This is a genomic window from Bacillus sp. AR13-1 (assembly GCF_008042285.1).
In the GTDB taxonomy this organism is placed as follows: Bacteria; Bacillota; Bacilli; order Bacillales; family Bacillaceae_G; genus Bacillus_A; species Bacillus_A mycoides.
In genome coordinates this window covers 297432-314351 of record NZ_QNUA01000007.1, presented here as the reverse complement: position 1 = coordinate 314351, position 16920 = coordinate 297432, and the positions used below count along the sequence as shown (strand labels likewise).

The following is a 16920-nucleotide window of genomic DNA, read 5'->3' as shown; positions in this document are numbered from 1 at the left end:
TTATAGATTAGAAAGATCTGACGTGCTTACAAGTTGTAAAGCGTGAAGTGATGATTGTTGTAGTGAAGCAAGAGCACGTGCTACTTCATGTACTTTTCCTAAATCTGCATTTGTTTTCACACGTTTGAATTGTTTGTTCTTAAAAACTGTTTTACCGTTTTTTTCTAATCCTCCGTTTAATACAAGGCGTAAAGTTAAATCCATTACGATTGTTTCAACTGCCATGTTTATCACCCCCTTTCACTTTATAAATAGGGTGTAAATGTCATGTTTTGGCGTGAAATTTTTTCTTTTTTTTGGTACTCTTAAAAGACTAAGAGAGGGGTTTTCGGGAGAATGAATCGTAAATGGTTATTTTGGATTCCTGTATTACTATGGATGGGGATTATTTTCTATTCTTCAGCACAGCCATATAAAAAACAGGATATGCGCTCGGATATTGAGCAATATGTAAATGCTGAGTTTGTGAAAGAGCATTTTTCATGGGTATCTATCGATTATGGGGGAGGTACACCTGTTAGTATCGCAAATAAAGGTGTAGGTGGATTTGTTGAGTTTTTCCTTCGTAAAGGTGCTCATTTTATGGTGTTCTTTATGCTCGGTTCATTGACGTATTATGCTTTTCATCGATCGGGTTATTCGAGAAAAAGGTGCTTTGCATACGCCCTCCTTTTCGTTGCGGGGTATGCAACATTTGATGAAATTCATCAATGGTTTACAGGAGACCGTACACCGATGTGGCAAGATTCATTGCTTGATACGTGCGGCGGGTTAACAGGAATTATAATAAGCAATTGGTTTTGGCATAGAAAAAGGAGCTAATCTCAGTTAGAGATTTGCTCCTTTTTCATTTATCCCGCTATTTGTGGGAATAGAAACATCCATCTTATCCCGCATTAACTGCCCGTAAAAGCCTTCACTTTATACGCCAAGTAATTCTTTTAGTTCGTCGGTTGATAGTTCGGTCATCCAACTATCGCTTGTAATGACGGCGTTGTTTAATGATTGTTTTCGTTCTAACATTTCATCAATCTTCTCTTCAAGTGTTCCCGTTGTAATAAGCTTATGAACGTGAACGAAGCGTTTTTGACCGATGCGATAAGCACGGTCTGTTGCTTGGTTTTCTACAGCTGGATTCCACCAACGGTCATAGTGAATGACATGGTTGGCGGCGGTTAAGTTTAATCCTGTTCCGCCGGCCTTTAACGATAAGATGAAGATGTCATACGTTCCGTTTTGGAACTGCTCAATCATCTTGTCACGCTCTTTCTTCGGTACGCTCCCGTTTAAGAAGAGGACGCGCTGACCGAATGTTTCTTCTAACATACTTTTTAGCATGTTCCCCATGCCAATGTACTGAGTGAAGATTAAGCAACTTTCATTTTGGTCTTTTATATTTTCGATGAGCTCCATTACCGTTTTTGTTTTCATAGAGCGCTCGACGATATTTTGTGGTTCTTCTTCTTTCAAATAAAGGGCTGGGTGATTACAAATTTGTTTTAGCTTGTTCAGCATAAGTAATATAAATCCGCGTCTTTCAATTCCGCTTAATCCTTCTACATTTTGTAATGTATCTTGAACAAGTTGTTCATATAAGGAAGCTTGTTCGCCAGTTAGTGGACAATAAGCTTTCTGTTCTTGTTTATCTGGTAAGTTTAATGCGACCGTTTGATCTTTCTTCGTACGACGCAGTAAAAACGGCGAGATAAACCGCTGAACTTGCTGGATTTTTCCTTCATCGCGGTCCTTTTCAATCGGTGTGACGAAGCGGCGCTGGAATTGTCCTAAGCTTCCGAGATACCCGTGATTGATAAAGTCGAAAATAGACCAAAGCTCAGCAAGTCGGTTTTCCATCGGTGTACCGGTTAAAGCAATTTTGTGATTTGCTTGTAGGTTTCTTACTGCTTTCGACTGTTTCGTATGTGGGTTTTTTATATTTTGTGCTTCGTCTAAAATAACAGCGTCCCAGCATAACGTACTAAGTTCTTCTTCATCAAGCTGAGCTAATGCATAAGAAGTTAATATAACATCTGCTGATTGAAGAAAATCTTTAAATGACTCATCCTTAGATCGGTTACTTCCATAGTGTAACTGAACACGTAAGCTTGGTGCGAAACGCTCAAATTCTTTTTGCCAATTTCCAAGGACTGATGTTGGTGCCACAATTAATGCAGGACCTGTTTGGAGATTGTTTTCTTTAGCGTATAGTAAGTAAGTTATCGTTTGAATACTTTTTCCGAGTCCCATATCATCGGCTAATAATGCTCCAAATCCAAGCTTTCGTAAGTATAGCAACCACTCAACACCGTGTTGTTGATACGGGCGGAGTGTTGCTTGTAGCGAAGATGGTACATCTACGTTTGGAATATCTCCAATGTGCAGAAGTTTTTGGAAAAGCTCTTCGTAATATCCATCTAGTTCGATTTCAATATCGGTAAACGGACTATCGTCTTCTACAATTTCTGTTTCTGCCGTATTAGATAAATGTTGCTGCAACACATCTTTCATTTCAAGTCCATATTTATCGGCACGGTGCATTAGTTTTTTTACTTCTTCAATAAAGGCAGGATCAAGTCTCATCCATTGACCATTTAAATTGAAAAGACGTTTGTTTTGTTCAACGAGTTCAAAAAATTCGCTTTCTGATAAATCAATTCCGTCCGTTGAAATGCGCCAGTCGAAATTAACGAGCGTATTCATGCCGAAGAAAGACTGTGTTTGTGCTGTACTTTGCTTCAGCTGTACACGCAACCTCGGTTTTGTTGCTTTTAAATTTTGCCACCATGATGGTAGTAAAATTGTAATACCTGCTGCCAGTAATTCATTACTTGCTTCGGTTAAGAAGTTCCAAGCTTCCGTTTCAAAGAGTTCTTCTCGGAACTTGTCGTCCTCTTTTAGCCACGGTACGAGCTTACTGAATCCTTCTTGTGTTTCAAGGATCCGTTCTTCGTAATCGTGCCATCGTTTTGGTAAGGAATCGATACTTTCATATACATATATGCGATGTGCACCACGTTTTGGTGTAACGATTGTTTCAAGCTTCCACATTTCAAGTTCTTCTTGCGGTTCTTGTAGTCTTAAGCCGACTGTAAATGGAAGGTCATCTTCAATGTAACCAATTTTTCGAAGCCAATCCTCTTCATGTAGTGCTGCTTCCAATTGCCTTTTCGTAAAGTCGTAATGTTCGTATAGTCTCTTTGCATCTTCCCATCCGTCATTTGAGCGAGCATCTTGCAAAATACTTTCGTTCACAGCGGCAGAGAAAAGAGATGCTAACATGTCATCTTCAATTGAGGTATTCTGAACTTTCCAAGATGGCTGCTGAGACCAATGCTTCATGTCAGGTGCGAAGCCGCCGCTGACGAAAGCGTCCCATAATTCACTTGCGTCCTTTGTAAGTGCCGTAATAGGACCGTTCATTTGCATATTTGCAAATGAATTCATCGGTTTATTTGCGATGTATTCAAATGCCTGTGCATTCGTTAACATAACGCCTTGTTTTCCCTCATACGTTGCTTCTTTTAAAAACGTTCCGTAGAAAGAAGTAGAGTGCCATGCGAATGCATTTTTTTTCCAAGTTGCTACGGATAAGAGCGTACCGCTATCATCTTCTCCCCAAAGGAACCAACCTTGACTAACGTGCTGGAGCCTAATTGTTACTTCAGTTTGTATGATCATCGATTAATTTTCCTCTCCGTAATTCCTCTTGTAGTGCACGCAGACGTGAATGTAAGTTAGCGATATGAATAATGAAAGCATCCCATTCATCAGTTCGCTTCAGTCGTTTATAAAGCATACGTAATTTCTTTAAGTAACGAACGGCACGTTTATATGATTTGCGATTTCGCTCTTCAATTGCTTCCATTGCGGCATGGTGATAAAGAGGAAGTGCTGCTTCTGGCGCTTCTTTTTCAATATCTTTCAATGGTTCTTTCAAAAGTTCGATTACTTCGAATCCATATAAGAGCTGAAGTTCCGTCCATGCATGGTATTGTTTCTTCGCAAGTACATATTGTTCATAATTTGTGAAACTATACGGTAATAGTTCTTGTAAAATCATTTCTAATCCCGCTTGTTCATTCGTATGTGTTGCATATGTCTCATACATCATCACAAATAATCGAACGATATCTTGTATGAAGACGGTATTTTCTTGTTCCGTTATCGTTTCTTTTACTTGTTTATAAGTAAAGGAAAGCCAATCTTTCCCGCGGTCCCACTCCATCGCACTTAATAACTCTTCTAACCAATAGAAGTAAAGGCTCACAACAGAAGAAGGCTGTTTTTCCAGTAATTCCATTGCCGATACATCTTCACCGTTTAAAAAGAGCAGGTGAGAAGATGCTAATGCTTTGGAAAGTGGATTGATTTTAGTATCGATTCGTTTTTTTTCTTCTTGTAGCTGCTCTTCTGTTCTTAACAGTTCACCCCATACGTGACGATAAATGAAGAATCGCTCTTGTGTATAGGCATCGGTAGAGAAGAATGCTTCATGTATGAGCCGAGCTGTTTCTTCTAAAATCGGTTTGGATTCTTCTGGAATCGCCTCTGTTTTTAGGTCCCTAACGGTAGATTCAACTTTATCAACGAATAGGCGAACGACGTTAACTGGTTGGTGATAAGAATATAGTTTGTTTGCTTCAAATTCTTGAATTTCTTCTAATAATTTTTGAAAGCAATAAAGTGCCGCGTGCAACTTAAATAATTCATGAATAGCAACGATGCGCGGAGCTTTCCGTTCTAATTTTGTATAGAAGTCTGTAAAAAGACTCATAAGAAAATACATTTGTTTATAAGTGAGCCGCGCTTGTTCTTTTTTAAATGATTCATATTCATTTTCAAAGTATGTTTGCCAACTTTTATAATCCATTTCTTCAAAAGCTGATGATTGCAATACTTGTCGTGCAGTTCGAATAGGAGGAAGAGAAGGTTTTGTATTATTTTTGAATAAAGTTAATACATCTCCTACTTGCCCAAAACTAGAAGCTGCAGATAGTAACACAGCAAGCATATGCTGACATTGCGTTGGCGCGAAGCAATCGCAATAGCTTTCAGTGACATTACGAATCGGAATGTGAACACTATATACACTGCCTTCAGCATTTACAGTTCCGGATAGCGTATAGCCATCAAAGTCAACGTTATAGACAACACCACTACGATATAGTTGCCGAGCTGTAGCGACATGCTCTTGATCAGCAACTTGCTGTGGATCAAGCCCTTGAACGAACTCATTCGCAATCATCATAATTTCATCTTTCGTAATTGAGTCTTGCAGCATAATATTCCTCCGTACACAGATTTCTTTCCTTTACCATTATAAACAAAAAATGCTCAAAACAGAAAAAATGAAATTCTAATTACACAATTAGAAAATCATGGTAATATATATAATGTTAATTTTGTATATTACTATGTAATTAAAAGGAGAGAATTTGTTTGTCAGATTTACAATCGAAGTTTGGTAATGGCATGAATAAGTTGCAAGAGGGAATTGAGCAAGGCAAGATGAAGTTGCAAGTAGCACAGGAAATGGCGCAATTAAAGAAGATTACACAAGAGAAGTTACAAGAAAAAACTGAAATTTTACTTGAACTTGGTCAAACGGTATATATGCAACTTCGTGATGATGAAGTTCGAATAGATTTGTTGAAAGCTATTGTAGCACCAGTGCAAGAGCTTGATGTTGCTATTTATAACACGCGCAGACAAATTTCTAATTTACAGAGACAAGAACAAAAAGGACAGTGTAGTTGCGGTGGTCCATTATCATTAAATGATAAATTTTGCGGGCAGTGCGGTAAAGAAAATGAGTTACTCCTTCAATCAAAAAATATTGAAAAAGAAGCATGTTCTTCATGTGGTGAACAAATTGCAACGGAAGCTACATTCTGTCCAGCATGTGGTATGAAGCAAAGTAAGGAGTGAGGAACATGTATTGTAAAATTTGCGGTTTAGAACAGCCGGAGGCAGTAAACTATTGTACACATGACGGCTCAAGTACGGTTAGTATAGATAGCCATGTTATGTTAGTCCCGCAATCTTCGAAGTATTGCCGAACATGTGGACAGGAAAGTAAAGAATATGCTACATATTGTGAGAAATGCGGTGATTCTTTATTAGGAGTTGCCCAAAAAGAATCGAACATGAAATTACCAAATGCAGGAGCGCAATTACATGTAAATGCATCAGGAAGTATGCTGAAAAAAGGATTATTCGGTGGTGCTTTTGCAATTGTATGTATGTTCATTGCAGGCTTCATTGGCAGTTTAATAATAGATTCTGCTATAAATGATGTAGTGGAGACAGCGGTTAGAAATACGGATGGTATGTTGAATATGAATACCATTAATCAATCATTTATTGGTATAGCACCATTAATTTTAATGTGTCATTTAATAGGTATTGAAATTAGCGGGAGCGGGGCATACACGATGTCATTTCTTCTTCATATGCCATTATTCATCTTGGTAACTATTCCGGCACTTATATTAGGTGGAAGTGGATTTTTTGTTGAAAGAAAAAAACCTTCAATTAGTTGGCGAGAGAAGTTCATGACATCATGTGTAATTGGCATGATATACGGTATTTTCTTATGTATTGTAAGCTTTATGGCAAGTTCTTCTACATCTATTTCTTATTTCTATCAAACGATGACTATTGATGTTGTATATTCTCATGTTGTTAGTTTATTGTTTGGTATTATATTTGGCCTATTATTCAGCTTTATTGGTATGAGTATTGAAGCAGGACCACATCGTATGCTTTCTTCTACTAGTCAGTTTGTCCCGTATGTAACGTCTATTTATTATAGTATAGTGACTGTTTTGAAAGGACTACTTATTACATTTGGTATTATACTTATTACGATTTTATTTAGTAGTTCAAAATCAATGGGTCCAATTGATTTTCCAGAGAAGGCGTATAAAGTATTACTTTCTTTAGAAGCAACACCTTTCATGTGGAATATGGCCCACCTTTCTCCAACTGAAATTGAGTGGGGGAATATGGAGAGAGAAATGCATAGATATTCAGTCGAAAAAGGGCCGCTGCATGTATCGTATATGTCAGGCATATCAATACAGGGTACGTCTTTAAAAGACCTGGAAATCGTTAATGGTGCTAGTGCTGATCGTATAAAAGATATTGATGATTTTAATTCATATTTACATTGGTGGGGATTATTAATTCTTCTACCATGTATTCTACTAGTTAGGGCTGGAATGAAATTGGCTCAATATCGTATGCGAAATATGTACGTAACTATAGCAGTGTTTAGCGCTGTTTATACAGTGATGATGCTTTGTGTAAATGGATTAGCAAAAATTCATATTACAGCTTCAGGAAGTAAGGAAATTATGAAGGAGTTCGCTGGAATTTCTGGACCGATATTATCTATTCAAAGTAACACGCTATATTTAATAGTAGGTAGTTTTCTTATTTCTTACGTATTAATATTCGCGGGTATGAAATTAGTAAAAAAATAAGGGGGAGAAACACTTGAAGTTTTGTGGAACATGCAATAAACAAGTTGCGGATCATTTGAACTTTTGTCCTGATTGCGGAAGTAAAGTAGAAGAAATTGCTGATCAAACAGCTTCTTCTCACTCAGAAATGCGGAGAGAAACAAAGTCAGTGAAAAGTAAGAAGAACATGTTTTTACTTATAGGTTTTGTCATTGTTTTTGCTATTTTGTTTGGCGCATATAAATTCGGTGCTAGCAAGTTTTCGAAGGAAAAGCAAGTAAATGCAATGATTGAAGCATTCCAAAATAAAGATGTGAATGCAATCGATGAGATTTTGAAAGTAGACGATCCAACCTTAAAGGTTAAGACAGAAGATATTAAGGCGTATATCCGTTATTTAAAAGAGAATCCTTCTTATAATAAAGAACTGTTATCATATTTGCAAAGAGAGACAGTAGATCAAAAGTTAGCAAGTGATAAAGCATCTTTTAAAGATGGGAAAATTATAGAAGACGGGAAAGAATGGTTCTTGTATCCGAAGTATAAGTTCAGCATGAAGTCGTATTACATGAATGTTAGCACAACTGCAAAGAATGCTGAAATATATGTGAATGATAAAAAAGAAACGGAGCTTTCTAGTGACAAAACTTCGAAAGAATTAGGTCCATACTTCCCGGGTGCTTATGTTGTAAAGGCAAAGGCGAAGACGGAACTTGCTGAATTAGAGACAGAAAAAGAAGTGGATTTAGCAGATGAAAAGAATGGGACAGTAGAAGTGAATTTATCACTTGAAGGAAATTATGTAACCATTTCGTCTGATGAAAACGATGCAACGGTATTTGTTAATGGCAAGAAACGCGGAAAGTTAAATTACGGAAGTTATAAACTTGGTCCTGTACCGACGGATGAAACGGTAGAAGTACATTTGGAGAAAAACGCTGAATTTGGTGTGATGAAATCTGAAAGTATTAAAGTTGGAGATCAAAGTACATATTACTTAAAGTTCCCAAAAGAAGCTTCTAGTTCAGCGGTTGGAGATTTTGTACAAAATCATATTTATAATAACGTACGTGCAATTGCATTAAACGATTTTAGTTTAATTGAAAATGATTATGATAAGAGCGGGAAATCGTATAAGGAAGACCGTGATTACTTACAATATCTACACAAAAAAGGAATTACAGAAGATTTATTGACAATGAATATTCGCAATGTAGAACGTCAAAGTGCGACGAAATATAAAGTAACGACATATGAAGAATATCATATTCGTTACGGTGACGGCTCTGTAAAATTCAAGAGCTTTAATAATGACCATATCGTTACTGTTAACGGAAATGGAAAGATATTGTACCATTCTCTTGGAGCGAATAATACGCTGAAATCAGAGGAAGTATCTGGTCCGACTCATTAATATAAGAAAGAGGCTGTTCAATTTTGAACAGCCTCTTTCTTTAGGTAGCTTGCCGTTATTGTCAATCTTTGACGGTAAATCGATATTCCATGTTGAACCGTTGATATAATTTTCTCTACTCGTGTTCATGAAGGGAAAGTAAAAAGGATATCACCTAGTTGGGAAATTCTACTAGGTGATATCCTTTTTTGCAATTAGAAGCGGGCTTCCTTTAATATCGCTTGTACATATGGATCATTTAATATTTGTTCTATGAGCGGTAGCATTTCTTGCTCGAATGGAATATCAATAGGGAATGGTTTTTGAGAGCCTGGTTTTATTCCGTATTGTACGAGTTTGTAATGTGTATTTTCTTCAGACTTGAGCACAATTAATTTATAGCGATTGTCATCGTTTGTTAGTGAGAAGTCAATTGCGATTGCATCATATGTTACATCATCTTTATATATGTACGGCTTTGGTGTACCGACCCAGTCTACCTTAGCTTGTAAATTCATGGACGTCACCTCCTTATATGCATTATATAAAAAATAAAAGCCAGCTCTCAATAAAGAGAACCGGCTGTAATTTAGCAGTCATTGGTTATTTTAAAATTTTCACTTTAACAGTTTTGCGTCCCCATTTTTGAGCAGCGCTATCTGATCCAAGTAGGATGTCGATACGGTTACCTTTAATTGCACCGCCAGTATCTCCAGCGATAGCTTCTCCGTAACCTTCTACCCATACTTTAGATCCTAATGGGATTACTTTCGGGTCAACAGCGATCATTTTCATGTTTGGGTTCGCTGTTAAGTCATGACCCATTGCAGTTAATACACGGCCGCCGTATGTGCCACCGTTTTCACTTGGGTGAGCTGTATATGCCGTAGCTACAACTGTTAACTCACGACCACCAGAAGGTGTGCTAGTCTCAGCAGCTTTCACAGCAGGCTTAGCAGCTGGTTTTGCTTGTGCTGCAGGTGCTTTAGCTGGTGCTACAGTTTTAGCAGGAGCAGGTTGTTCTTGTTTTTCGATAACAGGTGCTGTACCTGTTAAGAAAGGAACGTGAACATAAGCTGTTTTCCCGTTATATTCAAATTGTAACCACTCATTTTGTACTTGGTTCGTTGTTTCGATCATATCGTCTTTCTTAAGCGTTCCAAGAATTTCTGAGTTTGTGTTCGCTTCAGCACGTACATTTAATACGTTAGCTGTTACATAGTAAGAGTTCTTTGTAAACTCTGCACTTACGAATGCGTCTTTACCATCTAATTTGATTTGTGACCATCCGTTTTCTGTATTTAGAACATCTAATTTATGACCATTCTGTAATTTACCGACAACTTTTGATTCAGTAGTAGGGTTTTCTCGTACGTTTAGTACGTCTGTTTTTACAACAGTTTCTGCATTAGCAGATGCGGTGAAAATCCCAAGACCAAAAACTGCTGCTGTTGCTATTCCAATTAATTTTTTCATGATAGCCTCCATTGCGTTTGTTTTCGTGTCCTCATTATAGCAACAGATTTTTTCGGATTTTGGGAAAACACACAATTACAAACCATTCGTAATAAGTCGTTAACACTTTGTAATATAGCTAGAATGAGAGGAAAGCGTTTTTCATTCCATATAATTAGTAGGTTTCTAGTTATATTCAAAATATTTAATACAACATATTTTTTTCGGTGTAAATAAAAATATTACAGGGGTATTACATAATGATTACTATACAGTTACATTCCTTGAGTATTTTACCGTTTTATGGGTAATATAGTTATATAAACATAAACATCTCGTTTGTGAAGTTATAAACACGCGCTATATACTAGCAAAAAACCGCATAATTGTTACAAGAAGAAAGGGTTGTAAAGAATAAATCTGCCCTTTTTTAAAACTGTAACACATCCTTTTTTGGGAAAATCTCTTCCCATCCGCATTTTTCTCACACAATTTGACAGTAGTATTCCAATCTTGTAGCTCTTGCAGAGTGGAAAGGTTGTACGGAAGGTAAGGCTGTCCATAAGAACTCTAATTGGTGAAGGCAAACTTGAGAGAGCCGAAAGAAAATCACCACAAAAAACTATGGTTTTCTATCCGATTTAACATATCGGAATTTATGATTTTCACAAGAAATGAAACATACGAAGGGGGATTTGATGAGGAAACTGACGAAAACATTTATTGTCTCATTAACATTATGTATTGCATTTACACTTTGGGGGATTATTCCCGAATCTATTATTGGAAAAGGTAGCTTAGGAAATGTAACGACTGTAATTCAAGCTGCGTTAGTTAGTAAGTTTGGATGGTTCTATATTATTTCTGTTTCTATTTTCTTAGGAATTGCTATTTTCTTAATTGTTTCTAAGTACGGTTCGATTCGTTTAGGTAAAGATGATGATGAACCTGATTATAGTTATATGACATGGTTTGCTATGTTATTTAGTGCCGGTATGGGAATCGGTTTGGTTTTCTGGGGTGTCGCAGAACCGATGAACCATTTATACACACCTCCGTTTGGAGAGAGTGCGACTGAAGAGAGTGCACGCCTTGCACTTCGTTTCTCATTTTTCCATTGGGGATTACATCCGTGGGGATTATATGCACTTGTAGCATTATGTATTGCGTATTTTACATTTAGAAAAGGAAGAGCAAGTACAATTAGTGCGACTGTGGGTCCGCTATTTAAAGGCGGTGAACATGGCCATATTGCCCATATGTTTGATGTTCTAGCTGTATTTGCGACAGTATTTGGTGTGGCGACATCATTAGGACTTGGGGCAAAGCAAATTGCGGGTGGTGTTAGTTATTTAACATCTATTCCAAACTCATTACCGACACAGCTAGTAATCATCGGAATTGTAACTGTTCTTTATATGCTATCTGCGCAAACGGGACTCGATAAAGGAATTAAATATTTAAGTAATGCGAATATTATTTTAGCGTTTGCACTTATGATAATTGTATTATTTGCAGGTCCAACAAACTTTATTATGAATTATTTCACTTCAACAATCGGTTCATACATTCAAGAATTGCCAAGTATGAGTTTCCGTTTAAGTCCATTAAATGAAGGCGGAAATCAATGGATTCAGTCATGGACAATTTTCTACTGGGCATGGTGGATTGCATGGTCACCATTCGTAGGTACGTTTATTGCTCGTGTGTCACGCGGGCGTACAATTCGTGAATTTGTTGTTGGTGTGTTACTCGTACCAACAGTAATTGGTGCGCTTTGGTTCTCTGTTTTCGGAGGAACAGGTATTCACATGGAGCTATTTGATGGTGCAAATATATATGGACAAATTAAAGAAATGGGCACAGAAGTAGGATTGTTTGCTATGTTAGACCAAATGGGTAGTATAGGACCGGCTTTATGTGTGTTAGCTATTTTACTTATTTCAACATTCTTTATTACATCGGCAGACTCTGCTACGTTTGTTCTAGCGATGTTAACGACACATGGTAGCTTAAACCCACCAAATCGTATTAAAATGGTTTGGGGTATTGTTCTAGCGGCGTTAGCTTCGATCTTATTGTATGTCGGAGGATTAGAGGCGCTGCAAACTGCGTCGATTATTGCGGCCTTCCCGTTCGTATTTGTTATTTTCTTTATGATTGCAGCACTATTTAAAGAGTTGCAAAAAGAAGGACGTATGAAACAACATTAATAATAGAAGAAAAAAATTCTGTATATATAAATAGTATTAGGACTGTCGAATGTCGGCAGTCCTTTTTCACTGTTCTATACTATTGTAGGAAAAGCATTACTTTGTTACGGAATACTATAGATATCGGTAATTTAAAAAGAAAAATCGATATAGTTCGACAATATCTGATATTTTACACGTTATATTCATATTTTTGACAAAAATATGTCGGAAATGTGTTGTCACTTTTCTGTATATGTGCTATATTATTTCCTGTAAGCGATTTCAAATAGTTTTAAAGCGCATTCAAGGGGGACAACTAGAATAATGAAACGTTACGAAAGAAAGTGGAAGCATATTTGTTTGAAACGTGTGGCACATCGAAATGTCCAAGAAAGCACGGAACCAAAGACTGAAACTCGTAAAGAGCATAAAGAGAAGCAATTGGTTCTACAAAAATAGCAATCACTTTTTCGTATATAAATGAAGGTCGATCGTTCGTTGGGGGATGGACGTGAAATAACTTTCAGCTAAGGGGTATTGTCTGATATATAGTATTACGGTAAAAAATAAGCACAGAGCATACGGCGCTCTGTGCTTATTTTTTAATGAAATCTATTTTTCTTTTTTAAATCGTACTGTTTTATCCCAACCAATTACTTGTTTCTTGCTCTTTGCACGTAAGTAAAGAATGAGACTGCGAATAAACAAATACGTAAAGAGCTGTGCGTACGTAAAGTACATAATGACGCTTATGAAAATATTGGTCGGTGTAAAGGTTCGTTCGACGCTCTGAGCACTAAATAATTGAGAAACATATGTAATATATGCGACATACCACATAAATAGTAATGGAATGCTATATTGAATTTGAAATATGCCGAGCAGTCCAATTATAAACCAAACGTTTGAAATGATTAGGAATAGCCAAAATACGACATACACTAAAACTTGTTGTAAGGAATGGACGAGAAGTTTCCCTTTAAAAAAGCTTAATGAAGAAAACATTTTTTCTAAAATGTATAAGTTTCCTTGAAGCCAACGTGTCCGCTGTTTTATAAGAATTTTTAAATGTTCAGGTTCTTGTTCCCATGTAATCGATTCCGGGACGATTGGTAAGAGATAGCCCTTTTGGGTAATTCTTAATGTTAATTCAGCATCCTCTGCAATTGCATAAGGATCATAGCCGCCAAGTTCTTCTAATGCGGAACGACGAAGAAGCATGTTTGTTCCGGTTAGTGAACCTGTTTGGAATAATAGCCAGCGTCCAGATTGCATAAGGAGCTGGAAAATCTGAAATTCTAATGAAATCATACGTGTAAGCCAGTTTCTTTTCTCATTTACTGTACGAACGTGTCCAACTGCTCCAACGGCATCCTTTGTTGTTTCAGCATGTTCTACGAGCATTCGCAGTGCATGTGGTTCAGGTTGATTATCTGCATCGTAAACACAGAAATATTCACCATCCGAAATGCTAAGGCCGTAGTTTAATACACGCGATTTTCCTTTCGGTTCGCCAGGTGGTACACGAATGTGATGAATATGAGCATAAGCTTTGTCGAAATCATCGCCAATTTCAGGTGTTTCATCTTGAGAGTTATCGTTTAATAAATAAACGTTTAGTTTGCCTGGGTATTCAATCTTTGCCATTGCTTCTAATGTATCTTTAATAACGACGCCTTCATTATGGGCAGGTATTAAAATATCTACACTTGGATAATGTTCTAGCGTACGATCTTTTCGTTTACTATTTCGATGAATTAAGCCCGCAATTGTTAAGAAAGAGTAATAAACGAGTAAAGCAGAGAATAGAAAGGCGGTAAAAATCAATACATATTTAATTGAAAATGTGATGCTGATCCAGAAAACAAGTACACAAAACAAAATAAATAAAAGAAGCATAACGAGTGTCATCATAATGTGATATGTCCCTTTGCATTGATTTGTTCTCGTTTTATTTTAATATCTTGAATTGCTTCAGCAGCAAGCCATTGTGCCATTTTTGGATGTAGACGGTTCATTACAATGTCAGCACCGGCTTCATTTGTATTTTGTAATAAAATAACTAATGTGTTGCTGTCATATTCAGCAGCAAGGTCAAAGTCAGCTCTGACTGTATCAACTAATAATGAAGCTACACGATCCATGACACTTTCCTTCGTATATTTACTAAAGGAAGTGAAATCAAAGAAAATGATAATGCCTGTTTCATTACGACGATTCATCGCAGTTGTTAATAAAGCTTGTCGTCTTTCGAATTCTTGTCTTGTTAATAATTTTGATTCTCCAATGTATTGCTCAAGCACTCTCACTCGTTCAGTTAACTCTTTATTTTTAAGGATAACCTTTTTTAATAGATGGGTTGAAATATAAACAATGAAGAAGTTAGCTGCCATCAGGAAGTGGGTAATAATATATTCCCATTGATCTGATGTACTCCATAAGTGCAGCCACGCTTGATAAAATAAATAGAATACTGAAATGATTGTTCCTAGTATGAAGAAAATAAATGCTGTTTTATCAGGTAAAAATAGGAATAGTACATTTATGATGACATATATAATTGTAAAAATGAGCGCGTGCTCATATTTCGTCACATGTACAGTAGTAAAATAAAATAAAATTTGTAAAATCCACATAGAGAGGACTTTATAGGACTTATCTTTCACGAAACTTTCCTCCTTAAAAATAATTCGTGCTGGATATTTGTAGTATGCACAATTATTAAGAAATGACCATGTAGCTGGAAGTTTTTTGGGGCGAGATACATCAAGTAGTATCCCTCTTTTATAAGAAAAAATAAACAGACATACTAATTATTGTAACATATCATCTATACATCTAGACATAAAGGATTTAATATATATGAAAATTATATTTAAAGTATATAAAAAAACCTCCTCTTTAAAAAGAGGAGGTTTTATATAAAATTATAGGAACATCATACCTGCGACTGCTGCGTTTAAGAAGTTCGCTAGTGTACCAGCGATAACTGCTTTAATCCCTAATTGTGCAATTTGTTTACGGCGAGTAGGAGCTAACGTTCCTGTTACACCTAATTGAATTGCGATAGAAGAGAAGTTTGCAAAACCACAGATTGCAAATGTTAAAATCATATTTGTTTTTGCAGAGAACTCTGCCATGTGTGGTCCTAAGTTTGCGTATGCAACGAATTCGTTGATTGCAAGTTTTTGACCGATAAAGCTTGCTGCTTGGATAGCTTCACCTGGAGAAACCCCGATTAAGATTGCAAATGGTGATAATAAGTAACCGAAGATTAAATCAAGGCTAAGTTTAATATCGAACCAAGAACCAACCCATCCTAATAAGCCATTTAATAAAGCGATTAATGCAATGAAGGCCATTAGCATTGCAGCTACGTTAATAACAAGTTGTATACCTTCAGATGCACCGCGTGCAGCTGCATCGATAACGTTTGCGTCTTCACGCTCTGTTGAAAGTTGAACGTTATTATCTACTTTTTCTGTTTCTGGCATAATTAGTTTTGCGATTAATAAACTTGATGGAGCTGCCATAATTGCTGCTGCTAATAAATGTTCTAATGGAATTCCCATTGCTGCATATCCGACAAGAACCGATCCGGCAACAGCTGTCATACCACTTACCATAATAGTGAAGAATTCACTGTTAGTTAAACGTGCTAAGTATGGTTTAATTAAAATTGGTGCTTCTGTTTGTCCTAAAAATACAGTTGTTACTGCATTTAAGCTTTCTGCCTTAGAAGTTCCAAGAAGTTTACTTAATGCACCACCAACGATACTAACAAATTTCTGCATAATACCTAAGTAATATAAGATTGCAACTAATGAACTAATAAATACAATTGGAAGTAGTGCTTGAATAACGAAAACAAATCCCCAAGGGCCTTTTGCGTTGACTAAATCCCCAGCAACGAACCTAATTCCCTCGTAAGAAAAATTAATTAATCCTTGAACGCCGTCAGCAGCAACTTTTAAGCCTGCTTTTCCAGCATCCCATCGCAATACGATAAATGAAAATGTCATTTGTAATGCTAGCGCGATTAAAATTGTGCGCCAATTAATAGCTTTGCGGTTAGAAGATAGTAAGAAAGCAATTGCTAATACTCCAATCACGCCGCCAATTCCCCATAAAACATTCATGCAGTGTATGCTCCTTCCTCATAGTAAAAAAGTGTATAAACCAGTTGTCTATACTTTTGCGAATATAACATCTTAAGTAACTTATCATAATGGACATCGGAGGTCAAACGTCTAACGAAAAGTTTAAATAAAAAGAAAATTCTTTGAAAAAACACATATAAAATGAATAGACATGAAATAGGTTATGTTTTTTGTTGAAATATATTCATTATGATAACGTTTTGGGCAATTTCAATAGAATATAGTGTATGAAATAGGAGAATGAACGCATA

General features: G+C 36.6%; 14 protein-coding genes. 6 read left to right on the top strand and 8 right to left on the bottom strand.

The window, feature by feature from the left end; genetic code table 11:
• Complete coding sequence (locus tag DN408_RS06010; protein ID WP_078177878.1) at positions 1-225, bottom strand: DUF1659 domain-containing protein; 225 nt, start codon at positions 223-225, stop codon at positions 1-3.
• Between the two features lie 111 nt (positions 226-336).
• On the opposite strand from DN408_RS06010, the gene DN408_RS06005 reads away from it, so the two are divergent.
• Positions 337-822 carry a VanZ family protein gene (locus DN408_RS06005; RefSeq protein WP_001080696.1) on the top strand — a complete coding sequence of 162 codons (486 nt, stop codon included), beginning with the start codon at positions 337-339 and terminating at the stop codon, positions 820-822.
• A gap of 99 nt (positions 823-921) precedes the next feature.
• Here the strand turns inward: DN408_RS06005 and DN408_RS06000 are convergent, their stop codons facing one another.
• Positions 922-3678 carry a DEAD/DEAH box helicase gene (locus DN408_RS06000; RefSeq protein ID WP_078206540.1) on the bottom strand — a complete coding sequence of 919 codons (2757 nt, stop codon included), beginning with the start codon at positions 3676-3678 and terminating at the stop codon, positions 922-924.
• A complete protein-coding gene (locus DN408_RS05995) occupies positions 3662-5281 on the bottom strand; it encodes an SWIM zinc finger family protein (protein WP_002016258.1) in 1620 nt (539 codons plus the stop codon). The genes DN408_RS06000 and DN408_RS05995 overlap by 17 nt, the downstream gene beginning before the upstream one ends.
• A gap of 158 nt (positions 5282-5439) precedes the next feature.
• Between DN408_RS05995 and DN408_RS05990 the strand changes: the two genes are divergently transcribed.
• The 3 genes from DN408_RS05990 to DN408_RS05980 are packed head-to-tail and all read left to right on the top strand — an operon-like array spanning position 5440 to position 8880.
• Positions 5440-5928: a zinc ribbon domain-containing protein gene (locus tag DN408_RS05990; protein ID WP_002034798.1), complete on the top strand. Its 489-nt coding sequence runs from the start codon at positions 5440-5442 to the stop codon at positions 5926-5928.
• Between the two features lie 5 nt (positions 5929-5933).
• Positions 5934-7487, top strand: a complete 1554-nt coding sequence (locus tag DN408_RS05985) for a zinc ribbon domain-containing protein (RefSeq protein WP_147740007.1) — start codon at positions 5934-5936, stop codon at positions 7485-7487.
• Between the two features lie 13 nt (positions 7488-7500).
• Positions 7501-8880: a zinc ribbon domain-containing protein gene (locus tag DN408_RS05980; RefSeq protein WP_078421823.1), complete on the top strand. Its 1380-nt coding sequence runs from the start codon at positions 7501-7503 to the stop codon at positions 8878-8880.
• Between the two features lie 194 nt (positions 8881-9074).
• Here DN408_RS05980 and DN408_RS05975 read toward each other — a convergent pair whose 3' ends face one another.
• Positions 9075-9377: a DUF3910 family protein gene (locus DN408_RS05975; protein WP_002129987.1), complete on the bottom strand. Its 303-nt coding sequence runs from the start codon at positions 9375-9377 to the stop codon at positions 9075-9077.
• 85 nt (positions 9378-9462) lie between these two features.
• Positions 9463-10347 (bottom strand): cell wall-binding protein EntA, encoded by an 885-nt coding sequence (locus DN408_RS05970; RefSeq protein ID WP_179957884.1) that lies wholly within the window; start codon positions 10345-10347, stop codon positions 9463-9465.
• 665 nt (positions 10348-11012) lie between these two features.
• Between DN408_RS05970 and opuD the strand changes: the two genes are divergently transcribed.
• Complete coding sequence (gene opuD / locus DN408_RS05960; RefSeq protein ID WP_078177880.1) at positions 11013-12527, top strand: glycine betaine transporter OpuD; 1515 nt, start codon at positions 11013-11015, stop codon at positions 12525-12527.
• A gap of 306 nt (positions 12528-12833) precedes the next feature.
• Positions 12834-12968, top strand: a complete 135-nt coding sequence (locus tag DN408_RS31915) for a hypothetical protein (RefSeq protein ID WP_002034792.1) — start codon at positions 12834-12836, stop codon at positions 12966-12968.
• Between the two features lie 153 nt (positions 12969-13121).
• On the opposite strand, the gene DN408_RS05955 is transcribed toward DN408_RS31915, so the two are convergent.
• From DN408_RS05955 to DN408_RS05945, 3 genes are all read right to left on the bottom strand, one after another.
• Positions 13122-14423, bottom strand: a complete 1302-nt coding sequence (locus DN408_RS05955; protein WP_078203610.1) for a glycosyltransferase family 2 protein — start codon at positions 14421-14423, stop codon at positions 13122-13124.
• Entirely contained in the window at positions 14420-15175 is a 756-nt protein-coding gene (locus tag DN408_RS05950) for a diguanylate cyclase domain-containing protein (protein WP_078421824.1), read from the bottom strand. Before DN408_RS05950 ends, DN408_RS05955 begins: the two co-directional genes overlap by 4 nt.
• A 261-nt stretch (positions 15176-15436) precedes the next feature.
• Complete coding sequence (locus tag DN408_RS05945; protein WP_002016182.1) at positions 15437-16648, bottom strand: NupC/NupG family nucleoside CNT transporter; 1212 nt, start codon at positions 16646-16648, stop codon at positions 15437-15439.
• Positions 16649-16920 lie beyond the last annotated feature (272 nt).